A 17,512-nucleotide genomic window follows, 5' to 3' on the forward strand; every position below is an offset into this window, starting at 1 on the left:
TCCTTTTAACGGGTTGGACCCGGAACTTCGGTTCCGGGTCCAACCCTTTTTTGTTGTGCGTCACCTGAAGTTCACGTTGCGCAACCACCATCGCCGACATGGGTACTGCTGCAATGCTCAGGGCCGCCGGCGTCGGAGTCGGTGACGAGGTTGTCGTACCGGCCTTCGGGAACGTCGAAGTCGCCGAGGCCGTGGTCGTGACCGGGGCGCTGCCGGTGTTCGCCGACATAGACCCGGTGACGTACTGCCTGGACGCCGGCGCTGTCGAAGCGGTCGTGACCCCGCGGACGGCCGCCATCGTCGCCGTACATCGTTTTGGCCGGTCGGCCGATATCGCGCGGTTTCATGAGATCGGGCAGCGGCATGGGTTGCTCGTGTTGGAGCAGGGTGAGTCCGAGGCTCCGTACGACGAGATAGCGCAGCGCAGGCAGCGGGCCTCCTATCTGGATGCCAAGTTGAAGGGCGTGCGCACACCCGACGGCGGAGACGGGCACACCTACCAGCAGTACGTGGTGCGCGTGCCGGGGAATGGGCGGCCGGATCGCGATGCCTTCGCTCGGGCCGTGCGCGCCAGGGGAGTTGAGTGCCGGGTGCCGGTGAAGACGCCTGTGCATCGGCTGCCCGAGTTCCGGCGGTGGGTGTCTCTGCCGGAGACCGAGCTGGCCGCTGATGAAACGTTGGCGCTGCCTGTCGACGCCTCCCTGACCAAGCGGGACATGCAGCGAATAGTGTCCGCGTGCAACGCGCTCGGAGGGCTGCTCCAGCCCGCCTTCTGAGCTGTTTTGGAGCACGGGTCGGTTCGGGGTATGATCTATTCCGTTGCCGCGAGGGAAACTTCCCCAAAGGCGACAGGCCCCTATAGCTCAGTCGGCAGAGCGTCTCCATGGTAAGGAGAAGGTCAACGGTTCGATTCCGTTTGGGGGCTCCACACAGAAGGCCCCGCCCATTCGGGCGGGGCCTTTCTCATGCCCTTCTCGGTGGTCTGCTCAGTCCTTGTGGATACCCGGCACACGCATCGCCAGGATCGCCATGTCGTCGGACGGGGCGTCCGAGGCGAAGCGTTCGACCGCGCGCATGATGCGGGCCGCTACCGCGCCCGCCGTGAGGCCCGTGCAGGTGGTGAGGACGTCGGCGAGGCCGTCGTCGCCCAGCATGCGGCTGCCTTCGCGGCGTTCGGTGACGCCGTCCGTGACGCACAGGAGGACGTCGCCCGGATCGAGGGTGACCGTCTGCTCATACAGTTCCAGGTCCTCCATGACGCCGAGGAGCGGCTGGGGTTCGGCGGCCGGCTCGACCGTGCCGTCCTGGCGCAGGCGGAGGGGGAGCGGGTGGCCGGCGCAGACCACCTTCAGCTCGGCGCTGCCGTCGTCCTGGGGCCGCAGCTCGCCGTAGAGGAGCGTCAGGAAGCGGCTGCGGGCGCCTTCGTCGAGGATCGCGGAGTTCAGGCGCTCCAGCACCGCCGGGCCGCTCAGGCCCTCGCGCGCCAGGAGGCGCAGGGCGTGCCGGGCGAGGCCGGTCACCGCCGCCGCGTTCGGGCCCGTACCGCAGACGTCACCGATGGCGAAGCCGTACGCGCCGTCGCTGATCGGGAAGACGTCGTAGAAGTCGCCGCCGACCTCGTTGCCCTCGCCGGCCGCGCGGTAGATGACCTCGACCTCGACGCCGTCGATCTCGGGGAGCTCGGGCGGCAGGAGGCTGCGCTGGAGGGACTGGCTGATGGCCGTGCGCTCGGAGTAGAGGCGGGCGTTGTCCAGGGCGAGGGCGGCTCGGCGGCTCAAGTCCTCGGCGAGTTCCAGGATTTCCTGGCGGAAGTGTTCGTCCGTGGGCTTGCCGAGGGTCAGCATGCCGATGACGCGGTTGCGGGCGACCAGCGGGAGGACCACGGTCTCGCCGCCGACCGCGGACGCCGTGGCGAGGGTCGGGCCGATGCCCGCGCTGATGCGGCCGACGGGCTCGCCCAGGCCCAGGCTGCGCATGGAGGTGCGCAGGGCGGCCTGGTGGGCGGACTCGGCGGGGGCGGACCAGACGCGGGCGCCGGGGGTCGCGATCGGCTCCGGCGGGGGGATCTTCGAGAGCAACGACTTGATGCCGTCGATGAGTTCCTCGTCCTCGTGCAGGACGTATGACAGGTACGGCTCCGAGGCCTGGTCGGCGATCGTGTAGACGGCGCACCAGGTGGCGAGGGTCGGGACCGTCATCTGGGCCATCAGGGCCAAGGTCTGGTCGCGGTCCAGGGTGCCGGCGAGCAGGTCGGAGGCCTCGACGAGGAAGCTGAGCGAGCCGCGGCGCAGGCGTTCGAGTTCGCCGAGGCGGGCGGACTCCACCGCCAGCGCGATGCGGTCTGCGGCGAACTGCAGGCGCAGCGCCTCTTCGTTGGAGTATCTGCCGGGGGCCTCGGCGGCGACGCCGAGGGAGCCGGTGAGGCGGCCCTCGACCTTCAGGGGGACGGTGACGACCGACCGCATGCCGGTGCCGCGCAGCAGGGGCACGGCGCCCGGGACCATGGTGAGGTCCTCGTGGACCGCCGGCATGCGGGCCGAGCCGTAGCGGCCGGGGCCGGCTTCGACGGGCACGCGCGCGAAGCGCTGGCGGGCGGAGGGCAGGCCGGTCGAGGCGCGGACCTCCAGCTCCGTCTCGTCATCCGTGGCCAGGAGCAGGAACGCGGAGTCGCCGTCGAGCATGTCGCGGGCGCGTTCCACGGTGCGCTGAAGGAGGCCGTCGAGGTCGTCCGGGGCGGGTGAGCCGATGAACACCTCGAAGGGGTCGGTGCTCTGGGCCTCGGTGGTGGTGGAGGTGTCGGAGGCCGGGATGCGCGACGGGGTCTGCAGGACGGCGCGTTCGTGGTCGCGGACCAGGAGGCAGACCGTGGACGGTTCGCCGCCCGTGTCGCGGACGCGGAGGTGGGAGGCGTAGACCGGGGTGACGCGGCCGTTGGCGCCCCTTATGCCGTAGCTGCCCTCCCAGCGGGAGAGTTGGAGGGCCTCCGCGATGCCCGTGCTGGTTCCCGGCGTGTGGGGCCAGGCCGCGAGGTCGGTCAAGGGCTTTCCGACCACCTGCTCGGCCGCGTAGCCGAAGAGGTCCTCCGCGTCCTCGTTCCAGGACGAGATGGCGCCCGTACGGTCGATCTGGACGACCGCGACGCGGACGCGGCCGTCGGCGAGCGGGAGGAGATCGGAGGGGAGGGACGGGCCGGCGGCGCGGGCGCCCACCGGGCGTTCGGGGAGGTCGAGTTGGAACCAGACCTGCTTGTGCGTGGGCGTGTACTCGACGCCCCAGCGGCCGGCCAGGGCCGCGCACAGTTGGAGGCCGCGGCCGCCCTCGCGGTCGGGGCTGCCCATGTTGACGGCCTGACCCTGGAGGGGGATCTCGCGCTCCGGATACCGGTCGGCCACTTCGATCCGTACGCCGTCGTCACTGCGCAGGCACAGCACGTCAGCGGAGGTGCCCGCATGCACGACGGCGTTGGTCACCAACTCGCTGGTGAGGACCACGGCGTCGTCGACGATGTCGGCGAAGCCCCAGCCCTGCAGAGTGTCGCGGACGAAGGAGCGGGCGCTCGCGACCGATCGTCCGACGGGATCGAAGCTGGCGGCCGCGCGCGCGGTGATCACAGAACTCCTCGACCGGTTGTCGACGTGCAGGGCTTCCTGGCCGACCGGCTCGCGCCGCTGGTGCGGCATCTGCGTGCCCGTCGGCCGGTCCGGGGGCTGTCCCCCCGGGATCAGTCCGGTGGTCATGTCCGGCTGTCCCTCCGATGCCCGCTCGTACTCCTGCCACCGCCCAGGCCGGACGGACCGGTGCGGCTGGACAGCCGCATGCAAGGTTACTTACCTTCGCCGTCCGTGCGGATGCCGGTCTGCAGTGTTTCCGTCCGGAGGGTGTGCGGACGATGTGCGAAGCTGCCGAACTGTTATGGCCGGGTTCAGCCAGGGTGAAACACTGGGCAAGCTTCTTGTGAAGGTCCGGACAGGCTGGGTGACATTCGCGTACCGCGGGCAGCAGCGCGTGGAGCGGCCTGGTATATCCGGCAGGAATACGCAGCAGTAACGGGTACGCCGAGCAGTGGAACCCGAGCACAGCAGTAACGGTCGACCCCTGCGGGAGGGACACAGTGGAGTCTGGCGCAGCGACGCGGGGCACTAAGACGCGCGCGAAAGGCGGACAGTCCCTGAGGAACGAGCGCAACACGCGAGGCGGGACGACTGCCGTGGACACGGCGGCCCTGAACCGGCTGCTGGCGGCCCTGGTGTCGATGCGCGACGGGAACTTCCGGAAGCGGCTCACGGTGTCCGGAGACGGCGTGATGTCGGAGATCGCGGCGGTCTTCAACGAGGTGGCCGACCGCAATCTCCATCTGACGGGTGAGCTGTCCCGGGTGCGGCGCATGGTGGGACGTGAGGGAAAGCTCACAGAGCGGCTGGAGACGGGCGCCTGTGAGGGCTCCTGGGCGGCTGCCATCGACAACTCCAACGCCCTGGTGGACGACCTCGTACGGCCCGTCTCCGAGGTCGGCCGGGTGCTGTCCGCGGTGGCCGAGGGTGATCTGTCGCCGCGTATGGAGCTGCGGACGCAGGCGCCGGAAGGGCCCGGGCATCCGCTGCGGGGTGAGTTCCTCAAGGTCGGGCGGACTGTTAACAACCTTGTCGATCAGCTGTCGACGTTCACCGACGAGGTCACGCGGGTGGCCAGCGAGGTGGGCACCGAGGGCAAGCTCGGCGGGCAGGCACGCGTGCGTGGCATGTCGGGTTCGTGGAAGGACCTCACGGACTCCGTGAACACCATGGCGTACCGGTTGACCGCTCAGGTGCGGGACATCGCGCTGGTGACCACGGCGGTCGCCAAGGGTGATCTGTCCCGGAAGGTCACGGTTCACGTGGCCGGCGAGATGCTGGAGCTCAAGAACACCGTCAACACGATGGTGGACCAGCTGTCGTCCTTCTCCTCCGAGGTGACGCGAGTCGCCCGCGAGGTGGGCACCGAGGGTGAGCTCGGCGGACAGGCGCAGGTGCCCGGTGTGGCCGGTGTGTGGAAGGACCTCACCGATTCGGTGAACCTCATGGCCGGCAACCTGACCGCGCAGGTGCGAGGAATCGCACAGGTGACGACCGCGGTGGCCAGCGGTGACCTGTCGCAGAAGGTGACCGTCTCGGCGCGGGGCGAGGTCGCGCAGCTCGCCGACACGATCAACCAGATGACCGAGACGCTGCGGATCTTCGCGGACGAGGTCACGCGCGTGGCCAACGAAGTCGGCGCGGAGGGACGGCTGGGCGGCCAGGCGAATGTGCCGGGCGCGGCGGGGACGTGGAAGGACCTCACGGACTCCGTCAACACGGTGTTCCGGAATCTGACCATTCAGGTGCGGGACATCGCCGCGGTGACGACGGCGGTGGCCAACGGTGACCTGTCGCAGAAGGTCACCGTCGACGTGGCCGGCGAGATGCTCGAGCTGAAGAACACCGTCAACGGCATGGTGGACCAGCTGTCGTCGTTCGGTTCCGAAGTGACCCGTGTGGCTCGTGAGGTCGGTGTCGAGGGTGAGCTCGGCGGGCAGGCGCAGGTGCCGGGGGCCGCGGGGACGTGGAAGGACCTGACGGACTCCGTCAACACGGCGTTCCGGAACCTCACCGGGCAGGTGAGGAACATCGCCCAGGTGACGACCGCGGTGGCCAACGGTGACCTCTCGCAGAAGGTCACCGTGGACGTGTCCGGCGAGATGCTCCAGCTGAAGAACACCGTGAACACGATGGTGGACCAGCTGTCGTCCTTCGCCGACCAGGTCACGCGGATGGCCCGGGACGTGGGTACGGAGGGCCGGCTCGGCGGTCAGGCGGTCGTACCGGGTGTGTCGGGTACGTGGAAGGAGCTCACGGACTCCGTCAACTTCATGGCCGGCAACCTCACCTCGCAGGTGCGGCAGATCGCCCAGGTGACCACCGCGGTGGCCCGGGGTGACCTCTCTCAGAAGATCGACGTCGACGCGCGCGGCGAGATCCTGGAGCTGAAGAACACCATCAACACGATGGTCGACCAGCTGTCCGGCTTCGCCGAGCAGGTGACCCGGGTGGCCCGTGAGGTGGGCACCGAGGGCCGTCTCGGCGGTCAGGCGCAGGTGCCCGGCGTCGCCGGTGTGTGGCGGGACCTGACCGACTCCGTGAACGGAATGGCAGGAAACCTCACCGCCCAGGTGCGCAACATCGCGCAGGTCGCCACGGCGGTGGCCCGCGGTGACCTCTCCCAGAAGATCACCGTGGACGCGCGCGGCGAGATCCTGGAGCTCAAGAACACGCTGAACACGATGGTGGACCAGCTGTCGTCGTTCGCGGAGGAGGTCACCAGGGTCGCCCGTGAGGTGGGTACGGAGGGTCAGCTCGGCGGTCAGGCCGAGGTGCAGGGCGTCTCCGGCACCTGGAAGGACCTCACCCAGTCCGTGAACTTCATGGCGAACAACCTGACCATCCAGGTGCGCCAGATCGCCGAGGTCACCACCGCGGTCGCCAAGGGTGATCTGTCGAAGAAGATCACTGTCGACGCCAAGGGCGAGATCCTTGAGCTCGTCACCACGGTCAACACGATGGTGGACCAGCTGTCCAGCTTCGCCGAGCAGGTGACCCGGGTGGCCCGCGAGGTGGGCACCGAGGGCATCCTGGGCGGACAGGCGCATGTGCCGGGCGTCACGGGCATCTGGAAGGACCTCAGCGGCAACGTCAACCTGATGGCCAAGAACCTGACCATGCAGGTGCGGAACATCTCCCAGGTCGCGGCGGCCGTCGCCAACGGCGACCTGACGCGGACGGTGACGATCGAGGCGCGCGGTGAGGTCGCGCAGCTCGCCGACACCTTCAACACCATGGTGAAGACGCTGAGTTCGTTCGCCGACCAGGTCACCAAGGTGGCCCGCGAGGTGGGCACGGACGGCATCCTCGGCGGGCAGGCGCATGTGCCGGGTGTGGCCGGTACGTGGAAGGACCTCACCGAGTCCGTGAACCAGATGGCGTCCAACCTGACCGGTCAGGTGCGCAACATCGCCATGGTCACGACCGCCATCGCCAAGGGTGACCTGACCAAGAAGATCGACATCGACGCCCGCGGTGAGATCCTCGAACTCAAGACGACGATCAACACCATGGTCGACCAGCTGTCGTCCTTCGCCGAGGAGGTCACCCGGGTCGCCCGTGAGGTGGGCACCGAGGGACAGCTCGGCGGACAGGCACGCGTGCGTGACGTCGACGGCACCTGGCGCGACCTCACCGAGTCCGTGAACGAAATGGCAGGAAACCTTACTCGGCAGGTGCGTGCCATCGCGCGCGTGGCGACCGCGGTGACCCGAGGCGACCTGAATCTGAAGATCGACGTCGACGCGTCCGGCGAGATCCAGGAGCTCCAGGACTACATCAACAAGATGATCGCCAACCTGCGCGACACCACGATCGCCAACAAGGAGCAGGACTGGCTCAAGGGCAACCTCGCCCGGATCTCCGCTCTGATGCAGGGCCGGCGCGACCTGGAGGACGTGGCCTCGCTGATCATGAGCGAGCTGACGCCGGTCGTGTCCGCGCAGCACGGCGCGTTCTTCCTCGCCATGCCGCTCGTCGACGGCAAGGAGCTGAACGCCGAGGGCGAGGACGCGTACGAACTGCGCATGCTGGGGTCGTACGGCTACTCGATGGGCTCCATGCCGACGTCGTTCCGGCCGGGTGAGGCGCTCATCGGTACGGCCGCCCAGGAGAAGCGCACGATTCTCGTCGAGAACGCGCCCAGCGGTTACCTGAAGATCTCCTCGGGCCTGGGAGAGGCGCCGCCCGCGCAAGTGATCGTCCTTCCGGTGCTGTTCGAGGGCAAGGTGCTCGGTGTCATCGAGCTGGCCTCCTTCACCCCCTTCACGCAGATCCAGAAGGACTTCCTCAACCAGATCGCCGAGATGATCGCGACCAGCGTCAACACCATCTCCGTCAACACCAAGACGGAGGTGCTGCTGAAGCAGTCGCAGGAGCTGACCGAGCAACTGCGCGAGCGGTCGGCCGAGTTGGAGAACCGGCAGAAGGCCCTCCAGGCGTCCAACGCCGAACTGGAGGAGAAGGCCGAGCTGCTGGCCCAGCAGAACCGCGACATCGAGGTCAAGAACACCGAGATCGAGGAGGCGCGGCAGGTCCTGGAGGAGCGTGCCGAGCAGCTCGCGGTCTCCATGCGCTACAAGAGCGAGTTCCTCGCCAACATGTCGCACGAGCTGCGTACGCCGCTCAACTCGCTGCTGATCCTGGCGAAGCTGCTCGCCGACAACGCCGAGGGCAACCTCTCGCCGAAGCAGGTCGAGTTCGCGGAGACCATTCACGGCGCCGGCTCCGACCTGCTCCAGCTGATCAACGACATCCTCGACCTGTCGAAGGTCGAGGCGGGCAAGATGGACGTCTCCCCGACGCGTATCGCGCTCGTCCAGCTGGTCGACTACGTGGAGGCCACCTTCCGCCCGCTGACCGCGGAGAAGGGCCTGGACCTGTCCGTGCGGGTCTCGCCGGAGCTGCCCGCCACGCTGCACACCGACGAGCAGCGGCTGCTGCAGGTGCTGCGCAACCTGCTGTCCAACGCGGTGAAGTTCACCGACTCGGGATCGGTGGAGCTGGTCATCCGGCCGGCCGGCATGGATGTGCCGCAGTCGATCCGGGAGCAGCTGCTGGAGGCCGGTTCGCTCACCGAGGCGGACGCGCCGCTGATCGCGTTCTCCGTGACCGACACCGGTATCGGGATCGCGGCCAGCAAGATGCGGGTGATCTTCGAGGCGTTCAAGCAGGCGGACGGGACGACCAGCCGCAAGTACGGCGGCACGGGGCTGGGGCTGTCCATCTCGCGGGAGATCGCCCAGCTGCTCGGCGGGGAGATCCACGCGCAGAGCGAGCCGGGGCGCGGCTCCACGTTCACGCTGTATTTGCCGCTGCACCCGAGCGAACTGCCGCCGCACGGCTATCAGCAGCAGCTGCCGCCCCTCGCCCCCGACGACCTGGTGGCCTCGGCCGCCGATCTGTCGGAGCTGTCCGACGTGGAGATCGAGACTCCGGCCGAGGTGCGGTCGTACCGGGAGACCCAGAACGGCGCCGCCGCGCTCTTCAGGCGCCGCCGCAGGGCCGCCACGGAACTGGAGCAGCGGCCCGGTCAGCAGGAGCAGTGGTCGGCCGCGGAGCAGGACGCGGCGCCGCAGTCGCACCGGGGCATCCGGTTCGGCGGCGAGAAGGTGCTGATCGTCGACGACGACATCCGCAACGTCTTCGCGCTGACCAGTGTCCTGGAGCAGCACGGCCTGTCCGTGCTGTACGCCGAGAACGGCCGTGAGGGCATCGAGGTCCTGGAGCAGCACGACGACGTGGCCGTCGTCCTGATGGACATCATGATGCCCGAGATGGACGGGTACGCGACGACCACGGCGATCCGCAGGATGCCGCAGTTCGCCGGGCTCCCGATCATCGCGCTGACCGCCAAGGCGATGAAGGGCGACCGGGAGAAGGCGATCGAGTCGGGTGCTTCCGATTACGTGACGAAGCCGGTCGATCCCGATCACCTGCTGGCGGTGATGGATCAGTGGATGAGGGAGCAGTGACGGGAACGAACGGTGTTCACGCGGAGTTGCTGACTCAGTGTGCTCGAAGCCGTGTAGAAGTGCGGGATTCGGGGAACCTTCTGGTCTCCCGCTACGTTTCTGCTACGTGCACAGTGACATCGCGGTGACAGGGTGTGGCGACAGGCGGGGTGCGGCTACCATGACCGGCACGAGGGCGGGCGGCGTAAGGGAGTCGTCCCCTGGGGCGGAGCCCGGTGCACTGCCGGGGCGAGGAGGGCGGGCCATGGTGCAGAAGGCCAAGATCCTCCTGGTCGATGACCGGCCGGAGAATCTGCTGGCGCTGGAGGCGATCCTCTCTGCGCTCGATCAGACCCTGGTGCGGGCATCGTCCGGGGAGGAAGCGCTCAAAGCACTGCTGACGGACGACTTCGCGGTCATTCTGCTGGATGTCCAGATGCCGGGAATGGACGGTTTCGAAACCGCCGCGCACATCAAGCGGCGGGAACGGACGCGGGACATCCCGATCATCTTCCTCACGGCGATCAACCACGGCCCGCACCACACCTTCCGCGGCTACGCGGCGGGCGCGGTGGACTACATCTCCAAGCCGTTCGACCCGTGGGTGCTGCGGGCGAAGGTCTCGGTGTTCGTCGAGCTGTACATGAAGAACTGCCAGCTGCGTGAGCAGGCTGCGCTGCTGCGACTCCAGTTGGAGGGCGGCGGCAAGGCGGCGGGCGCCGACGCGAAGGAGCCGGCGGGGCTGCTGGCCGAGCTGTCGGCGCGGCTCGCCGCGGTCGAGGAGCAGGCCGAGGCGCTGTCCAAGCAGTTGGACGACGAGTCGGCGGACGCGGCGGCGGTGGCCACCGCCGCCCATCTCGAACGCAAACTCACCGGACTGCGGCGGGCACTGGACGCGCTGGAGCCGGGCACCGGGAGCACGTCCTCGGTGCCTTCCCAGAACTGAGGTCGCCGCGCCGTGTCTTGGCGCGCGACTGCGCCGAGACCTCCGGCGGGTCACCGACCTGTGAACCGGCGTCAGTTCACCGCCTCCGCAAGGGCGACACGAACGGGTGAAGCAGTGGGCACACGTGTCCACTGCCTTCTCCACCGGTAATCTCACCTCCATGGCCTCACGTCCCTCCGCAGCCAAGAAGCCGCCCGCGAAGAAGGCAGCCGCTTCCGCGAAGGCTCCGGCGAAGAAGGCCGCTGCCAAGAAAGCCCCCGCGAAGAAGGCGCCGGCCAAGAAGGCCGCGGCGAAGAAAGCCGCGCCCCCGAAACCGGCGCCCAGTCCCACCGGGGGCATCTACCGGCTCGTGCGCGCCGTCTGGCTGGGGCTGGCGCACACGGTCGGCGCGGTGTTCCGCGGTATAGGGCAGGGCGCCAAGAACCTCGACCCGGCCCATCGCAAGGACGGCGTCGCGCTGCTGCTCCTCGGCCTCGCGCTGATCGTCGCCGCCGGCACCTGGTCCAATCTGCGCGGTCCCGTCGGCGATCTCGTCGAGATGCTGGTGACCGGCGCCTTCGGCCGGCTCGACCTGCTCGTGCCGATCCTGCTCGCGGTCGTCGCCGTACGCTTCATCCGGCACCCCGAGAAGCCCGAGGCCAACGGCCGTATCGTCATCGGCCTGTCCGCGCTCGTCATCGGCGTCCTCGGCCAGGTCCACATCGCCGTCGGCTCACCCGCCCGCAGCGAGGGCATGCAGGCCATAAGGGACGCGGGCGGGCTGATCGGCTGGGGCGCGGCGACTCCGCTGACGTACACCATGGGCGACGTCCTCGCCGTACCGCTGCTCGTGCTGCTCACGATCTTCGGCCTGCTGGTCGTCACGGCCACCCCGGTCAACGCCGTCCCGCAGCGGCTGCGGCATCTGGGCGTGCGGCTCGGCATCCTGCCCGACCCCACCGAGCGCGACGAGCTCACCGACGACGACCAGCGCTACGACGACCAGTGGCGCGAGGCACTGCCCGCCTCGCGCGGCCGCAGGCGTGGCCCGGCCCCCGAGGCGTACGACCCCGACAGCGTCGAGCAGGAGGCCCTCTCGCGGCGTCGCGGCCGGCCTAGGCGCTCCGCGGTGCCGCAGCCCGAGATGAACCGTCCCATGGACGCTGTGGACGTCGCCGCGGCCGCCGCTGCCGCGCTCGACGGCGCCGTCCTGCACGGGATGCCGCCCTCGCCGATCGTCGCCGACCTCACCCAGGGTGTGAGCGTGGGCGACCGCGCCGAGACCACTCCGGTGCCGACGCCGGTCCCGGCCGCGCGGCCCAAGCAGGAGAAGCTCCCCAAGACCGAGGTCCCGGATCTCACCAAGGCCGCGGTCCCGGATCTCACCAAGTCCGAGGTACCGGACCTCACGAAGTCCGCGCCCGACGAGATCCGCGACCTGCCGCCGCGCGCCGAACAGCTCCAGCTGTCCGGTGACATCACCTACTCGCTGCCGTCGCTCGACCTGCTGGAGCGCGGTGGCCCGGGCAAGACGCGCAGCGCCGCCAACGACGCCATCGTCGAGTCGCTGACCACCGTCTTCACCGAGTTCAAGGTCGACGCCCGGGTCACCGGCTTCACGCGTGGGCCGACGGTCACGCGCTACGAGGTCGAGCTGGGCCCCGCCGTGAAGGTGGAGCGGATCACCGCGCTGACGAAGAACATCGCCTACGCGGTCGCCAGCCCGGACGTGCGGATCATCAGCCCGATCCCGGGCAAGTCCGCGGTCGGCATCGAGATCCCGAACACCGACCGCGAGATGGTCAACCTCGGTGACGTGCTGCGCCTGGCAGCCGCCGCCGAGGACGACCACCCGATGCTGGTCGCGCTCGGCAAGGACGTCGAGGGCGGCTATGTGATGGCCAACATCGCGAAGATGCCGCATGTGCTGGTTGCCGGTGCGACCGGTTCCGGTAAGTCGTCGTGCATTAACTGCTTGATCACTTCAGTGATGATGCGGGCGACCCCGGAGGACGTCCGTATGGTCCTGGTCGACCCCAAGCGCGTCGAGCTGACCGCGTACGAGGGCATCCCGCACCTGATCACGCCGATCATCACCAACCCGAAGCGGGCCGCCGAGGCGCTCCAGTGGGTCGTACGGGAGATGGACCTTCGGTACGACGACCTGGCCGCGTACGGCTACCGGCACATCGACGACTTCAACGAAGCCGTACGCAACGGCAAGGTGAAGGCGCCGGAGGGCAGCGAGCGCGAGCTCCAGCCGTATCCGTACCTGTTGGTGATCGTCGACGAGCTCGCCGACCTGATGATGGTCGCGCCGCGCGACGTCGAGGACGCGATCGTGCGTATCACGCAGCTCGCGCGCGCGGCCGGCATCCACCTGGTGCTCGCCACGCAGCGGCCCTCGGTCGACGTCGTCACCGGCCTCATCAAGGCGAACGTGCCCTCGCGGCTCGCCTTCGCCACGTCGTCGCTCGCGGACTCCCGCGTCATCCTCGACCAGCCCGGTGCCGAGAAGCTGATCGGCAAGGGGGACGGACTGTTCCTGCCGATGGGCGCGAACAAGCCGGTGCGTATGCAGGGCGCGTTCGTGACCGAGGACGAGGTCGCGGCGGTCGTCCAGCACTGCAAGGACCAGATGGCGCCCGTATTCCGGGACGACGTCGTCGTCGGGACCAAGCAGAAGAAGGAGATCGACGAGGACATCGGCGACGACCTCGACCTGCTGTGCCAGGCGGCCGAGCTGGTCGTCTCCACGCAGTTCGGGTCGACGTCCATGCTGCAGCGCAAGCTGCGCGTCGGGTTCGCCAAGGCCGGGCGGCTGATGGACCTCATGGAGTCGCGGGGCATCGTCGGGCCGAGTGAGGGTTCCAAGGCTCGTGATGTTCTTGTGAAACCTGACGAGCTGGACGGCGTGCTCGCCGTGATCCGCGGGGAGGCTTAAAGGGAGTCCGGGGCGGAGAACGGTAGGCAGTGGTCGCCGTGCGGGCGATGTGATGAGCCGATGTTGTTTGATCGTGACTCACCCGTAAGGGATCATTGAGCAACCCTTTCCCTTCGGCGTACGTCAAGTTGAGGGAAGCGTCAAACCCATACCCCGTCGTCGGCGTGTCCGGCCATTCCGATGGCGTACAAAGTCCCACCGCCCGGTTGCCCCACCCTTTCGTACCCCCCCTAGACTGAACCTCCAGCACAGGTGGCTTAAACGCTCGAAAGGCGCCCCCGTGTCCATCGGCAACTCCCCTGAAGACGAGCGTCCGTTCGAAGACGATCGTGAGGAAGCCCGCCCTTCGATCGGCCGTGCCCTGCGTCAGGCGCGCATCGATGCCGGGCTGACCATCGACGACGTCAGCAACGCCACCCGGGTCCGCATCGCCATCGTGCAGGCCATCGAGGCGGACAACTTCGCCCCCTGCGGCGGCGACGTCTACGCCCGAGGCCACATCCGGACCCTGGCCAGGGCCGTCCACCTCGATCCGGCCCCGCTCCTCGCCCAGTACGACGACTCGCACGGCGGACGACCGGAGCCGACCCCGGCCGCCCCCCTGTTCGAGGCGGAGCGCATCCGTCCCGAGCGGCGTGGACCCAACTGGACCGCGGCCATGGTCGCCGCGATCGTCGCGGTGGTCGGCTTCGTCGGGTTCACGGCGTTCAAGGGCGAGGACGGGGGCGGAAAGTCGTCGGTCGCCGATGGCGGCTCGGCGCCCACGGCCGACAAGTCCACGTCCACCCCGAAGACCGACAAGCCCAAAGACCCGAAGCCGGAGCCGTCGGACAGCGCCATCGCGGCCGTCCCGCAGGACAAGGTGACCGTCCAGGTCAGCGCCGCCGACGGCAGGAGCTGGGTCGCGGCCAAGGACCACAACGGCCGGCTGCTCTTCGACGGCCTCCTCAAGCAGGGCGACTCCAAGACCTTCCAGGACAGCGAGAAGATCAACCTCGTCCTCGGTGACGCGGGCGCGATCGACCTGTACGTCAACGGCAAGAAGATCGAGGACGACTGGCAGCCGGGCGCCGTGGAGCGCCTCACGTACACGAAGGGTGACCCGCAGGCCGGATAAGTCCGGTCGAAGGGTTGAGCTGCGGACGGGGTTGGCCAAGATCGGCCAACCCCGTCGACGTGGGCTGTCAGTGAGACAAAGTAGTCTTGAGCCCATGCCTGAACGCCGTACCGTCGCACTCGTCACTCTTGGCTGCGCCCGTAACGAGGTGGACTCGGAGGAGCTCGCAGGCCGCTTGGAGGCGGACGGCTGGGACCTCGTGGAGGACGCCGCGGACGCGGACGTCGCCGTCGTCAACACCTGTGGCTTCGTCGACGCCGCCAAGAAGGACTCCGTCGACGCGCTCCTGGAGGCAAACGACCTCAAGGGGCACGGAAGAACCCAGGCCGTCGTGGCGGTGGGCTGCATGGCCGAGCGGTACGGCAAGGAGCTCGCCGAGGCCCTGCCCGAGGCCGACGGCGTGCTCGGCTTCGACGACTACTCGAACATCTCGGACCGCCTGCAGACCATCCTCAGCGGCGGCGTCCACGCCGCGCACACCCCGCGCGACCGGCGCAAGCTGCTGCCGATCAGCCCGGCCGAGCGGCAGGAGTCCGCAGCCGGCGTCGCGCTGCCGGGACACGCGCCCGCCGATCTTCCGGAGGGGCTCGCTCCGGCGTCCGGCCCCCGTGCGCCCCTGCGCCGCCGCCTCGACGGCGCCCCGGTCGCCTCGGTGAAGCTCGCCTCCGGCTGCGACCGGCGCTGCACGTTCTGCGCGATCCCGTCCTTCCGCGGCTCCTTCATCTCGCGCCGCCCGAGCGACGTGCTGAACGAGACGCGGTGGCTCGCCGAGCAGGGCGTCAAGGAGATCATGCTGGTCTCCGAGAACAACACGTCGTACGGCAAGGACCTGGGCGACATCCGGCTGCTGGAGTCCCTGCTGCCGGAGCTCGCGGAGGTCGACGGCATCGAGCGTGTCCGCGTCAGCTACCTCCAGCCGGCCGAGATGCGTCCCGGCCTGATCGACGTGCTGACCTCGACCCCGAAGGTCGCCCCGTACTTCGACCTGTCCTTCCAGCACTCCGCCCCGGACGTGCTGCGCGCGATGCGCCGCTTCGGTGACACCGACCGCTTCCTGGAGCTGCTCGACACCATCCGCGGCAAGGCCCCCCAGGCCGGCGTGCGCTCCAACTTCATCGTCGGCTTCCCCGGCGAGACCGAGGCCGACCTGGCGGAGCTGGAGCGGTTCCTGAACGGTGCGCGGCTGGACGCCATCGGGGTCTTCGGCTACTCCGACGAGGAGGGCACGGAGGCCGCCACGTACGACAACAAGCTCGACGAGGACGTCGTCGCCGAGCGGCTGGCCCGTGTCTCCCGGCTGGCCGAGGAACTCGTCTCGCAGCGGGCCGAGGAGCGCGTCGGGGAGACCGTGCACGTGCTCGTCGAGTCGCTGGGCTCCGAGGCCTCGGCTGAGGGCGCGTACGGCCGTGGCGCGCACCAGGCGCCGGAGACGGACGGCCAGGTGCTGCTCACGAGCGGCGAGGGGCTGAGCATCGGTCGTATGGTCGAGGCGAAGGTGGTCGGCACGGAAGGTGTCGACCTGGTGGCCGAGCCGCTGCAGGGCACGCTCGCGTGTAGTGAGGAGACGGGCAGATGACCGGAGTTCCGGCGTCCGCTGCGGGTGGCTCCTCCCAGGCGGGTGCGGCGGGCAAGGCGAGTGCGGTGGGTCCGTCCCAGTCCGGCGGCTCGAAGGCGACCGGCGCCGCATCCGGTGCCCCGGGCGGCCCGAAGCCCGCGCGCGGCGGGAAGATCGCGGCCGCGGCCGTCAACCAGGCCAGCGTCTGGAACATCGCCAACCTCCTGACCATGCTCCGGCTGGTCCTCGTGCCCGCCTTCGTCGCGCTGATGCTGGCCGACGGCGGATACGACCCAGCGTGGCGCTCGCTCGCCTGGGCCGCCTTCGCCATCGCCATGATCACGGATCTGTTCGACGGCCATCTGGCACGGACCTACAACCTCGTCACCGACTTCGGAAAGATCGCCGACCCCATCGCCGACAAGGCGATCATGGGGGCGGCGTTGATCTGTCTGTCGGCGCTGGGCGATCTGCCGTGGTGGGTCACGGGTGTCATCCTCGGCCGGGAACTCGGGATCACGCTGCTGCGTTTCATCGTCATCCGGTACGGCGTCATCCCGGCGAGCCGGGGCGGCAAGCTCAAGACGCTCACCCAGGGCGTGGCCGTGGGGATGTACATCCTGGCGTTGACGGGGTGGCTGGCCACCCTGAGGTTCTGGGTGATGGCTGCGGCGGTCGTCCTGACGGTGGTGACGGGGCTCGACTATGTGAGACAGGCCATTGTGCTGCGTCGGCGTGGAATCGCCGAGCGCGAGGCCGCGTTGGAGGAGACGGAAGCGTGAATTCCCCAGCCGCCGACGTGGTGCGACTACTCACAGTGAAGGGTGAGACGCTCGCGGTCGCCGAGTCGCTCACCGGCGGGCTGGTTGCGGCGGAAGTCACAGCGGTCCCTGGGGCATCGAGAGCGTTCCGGGGGTCGGTGACCGCCTACGCCACCGGGCTGAAGCACCAGCTGCTCGGCGTCGACGCCACCTTGCTGGCGCAACACGGAGCGGTGAATCCGCAGGTCGCGGCCCAGATGGCGGTCGGCGTGCGGAAGGCGCTGGGGGCCGACTGGGGCATCGCCACGACCGGCGTCGCGGGACCCGAGGGGCAGGACGGACAGCCCGTGGGGACCGTTTTCGTGGCCGTGGACGGGCCCTTCGGCCCTGGTTCCGGTTCCGCCGGTGGCGGAAAAGTAGAGGCCCTGCGGTTGAACGGCGACCGTGCGGAAATTCGTATGGAGAGTGTACGGAGCGTACTCGCACTGCTCCTGAAGGAGCTTGCGGGCGAACACACTGGGAATGAGCGGGCACAGGATACGGAACAGAACGGGGGGTTTTGATGTTTGCAGCCCTGAGTGAACACGACATCGCTCCCCGCACGGCCGCGGCGCAAGGCGGTACGGTGGGGCGTGAAGGATGCGG

General features: G+C 69.0%; 9 protein-coding genes and 1 tRNA gene. 9 read left to right on the forward strand and 1 reads right to left on the reverse strand.

All coding sequences use genetic code 11. From position 1 onward, the window contains the following. Positions 1-113: 113 nt before the first annotated feature. Together AQI70_RS13630 and AQI70_RS13635 are read left to right on the forward strand one after the other, a co-directional pair. On the forward strand, positions 114-776 hold the full coding sequence (locus tag AQI70_RS13630) for a DegT/DnrJ/EryC1/StrS family aminotransferase (protein ID WP_062148389.1): 663 nt from the start codon (positions 114-116) through the stop codon (positions 774-776). Positions 777-852: 76 nt separating this feature from the next. Continuing rightward, positions 853-928, forward strand: a tRNA-Thr gene (locus AQI70_RS13635). A 58-nt stretch (positions 929-986) separates the two neighbouring features. Here the strand turns inward: AQI70_RS13635 and AQI70_RS13640 are convergent. Continuing rightward, positions 987-3,737: a SpoIIE family protein phosphatase gene (locus tag AQI70_RS13640; protein ID WP_062148392.1), complete on the reverse strand. Its 2,751-nt coding sequence runs from the start codon at positions 3,735-3,737 to the stop codon at positions 987-989. A gap of 374 nt (positions 3,738-4,111) precedes the next feature. Here AQI70_RS13640 and AQI70_RS13645 point away from each other — a divergent pair, with 374 nt between their 5' ends. The 7 genes from AQI70_RS13645 to AQI70_RS13675 all read left to right on the forward strand — a co-directional run bounded on the left by AQI70_RS13645 (position 4,112) and on the right by AQI70_RS13675 (position 17,430). Further along, positions 4,112-9,586: a HAMP domain-containing protein gene (locus tag AQI70_RS13645; RefSeq protein WP_107116983.1), complete on the forward strand. Its 5,475-nt coding sequence runs from the start codon at positions 4,112-4,114 to the stop codon at positions 9,584-9,586. 244 nt (positions 9,587-9,830) lie between these two features. Beyond that, positions 9,831-10,511 carry a response regulator gene (locus AQI70_RS13650; protein ID WP_062148398.1) on the forward strand — a complete coding sequence of 227 codons (681 nt, stop codon included), beginning with the start codon at positions 9,831-9,833 and terminating at the stop codon, positions 10,509-10,511. Positions 10,512-10,671: 160 nt separating this feature from the next. Continuing rightward, a complete protein-coding gene (locus tag AQI70_RS13655) occupies positions 10,672-13,434 on the forward strand; it encodes a DNA translocase FtsK (RefSeq protein WP_244181626.1) in 2,763 nt (920 codons plus the stop codon). A gap of 280 nt (positions 13,435-13,714) precedes the next feature. Further along, the gene (locus AQI70_RS13660) at positions 13,715-14,551 is read left to right on the forward strand and encodes a helix-turn-helix domain-containing protein (protein WP_062148401.1); all 837 of its coding nucleotides are present in this window, start codon (positions 13,715-13,717) and stop codon (positions 14,549-14,551) included. A gap of 94 nt (positions 14,552-14,645) precedes the next feature. Further along, complete coding sequence (gene rimO / locus AQI70_RS13665) at positions 14,646-16,127, forward strand: 30S ribosomal protein S12 methylthiotransferase RimO (protein ID WP_062148404.1); 1,482 nt, start codon at positions 14,646-14,648, stop codon at positions 16,125-16,127. After that, entirely contained in the window at positions 16,124-16,888 is a 765-nt protein-coding gene (pgsA, locus tag AQI70_RS13670; protein WP_062148407.1) for a CDP-diacylglycerol--glycerol-3-phosphate 3-phosphatidyltransferase, read from the forward strand. Before rimO ends, pgsA begins: the two co-directional genes overlap by 4 nt. Continuing rightward, on the forward strand, positions 16,885-17,430 hold the full coding sequence (locus AQI70_RS13675; protein ID WP_003997402.1) for a CinA family protein: 546 nt from the start codon (positions 16,885-16,887) through the stop codon (positions 17,428-17,430). The genes pgsA and AQI70_RS13675 overlap by 4 nt, the downstream gene beginning before the upstream one ends. Positions 17,431-17,512 lie beyond the last annotated feature (82 nt).

It is taken from the genome of Streptomyces curacoi (genome assembly GCF_001513975.1).
Classification (GTDB): domain Bacteria; phylum Actinomycetota; class Actinomycetes; order Streptomycetales; family Streptomycetaceae; genus Streptomyces; species Streptomyces curacoi.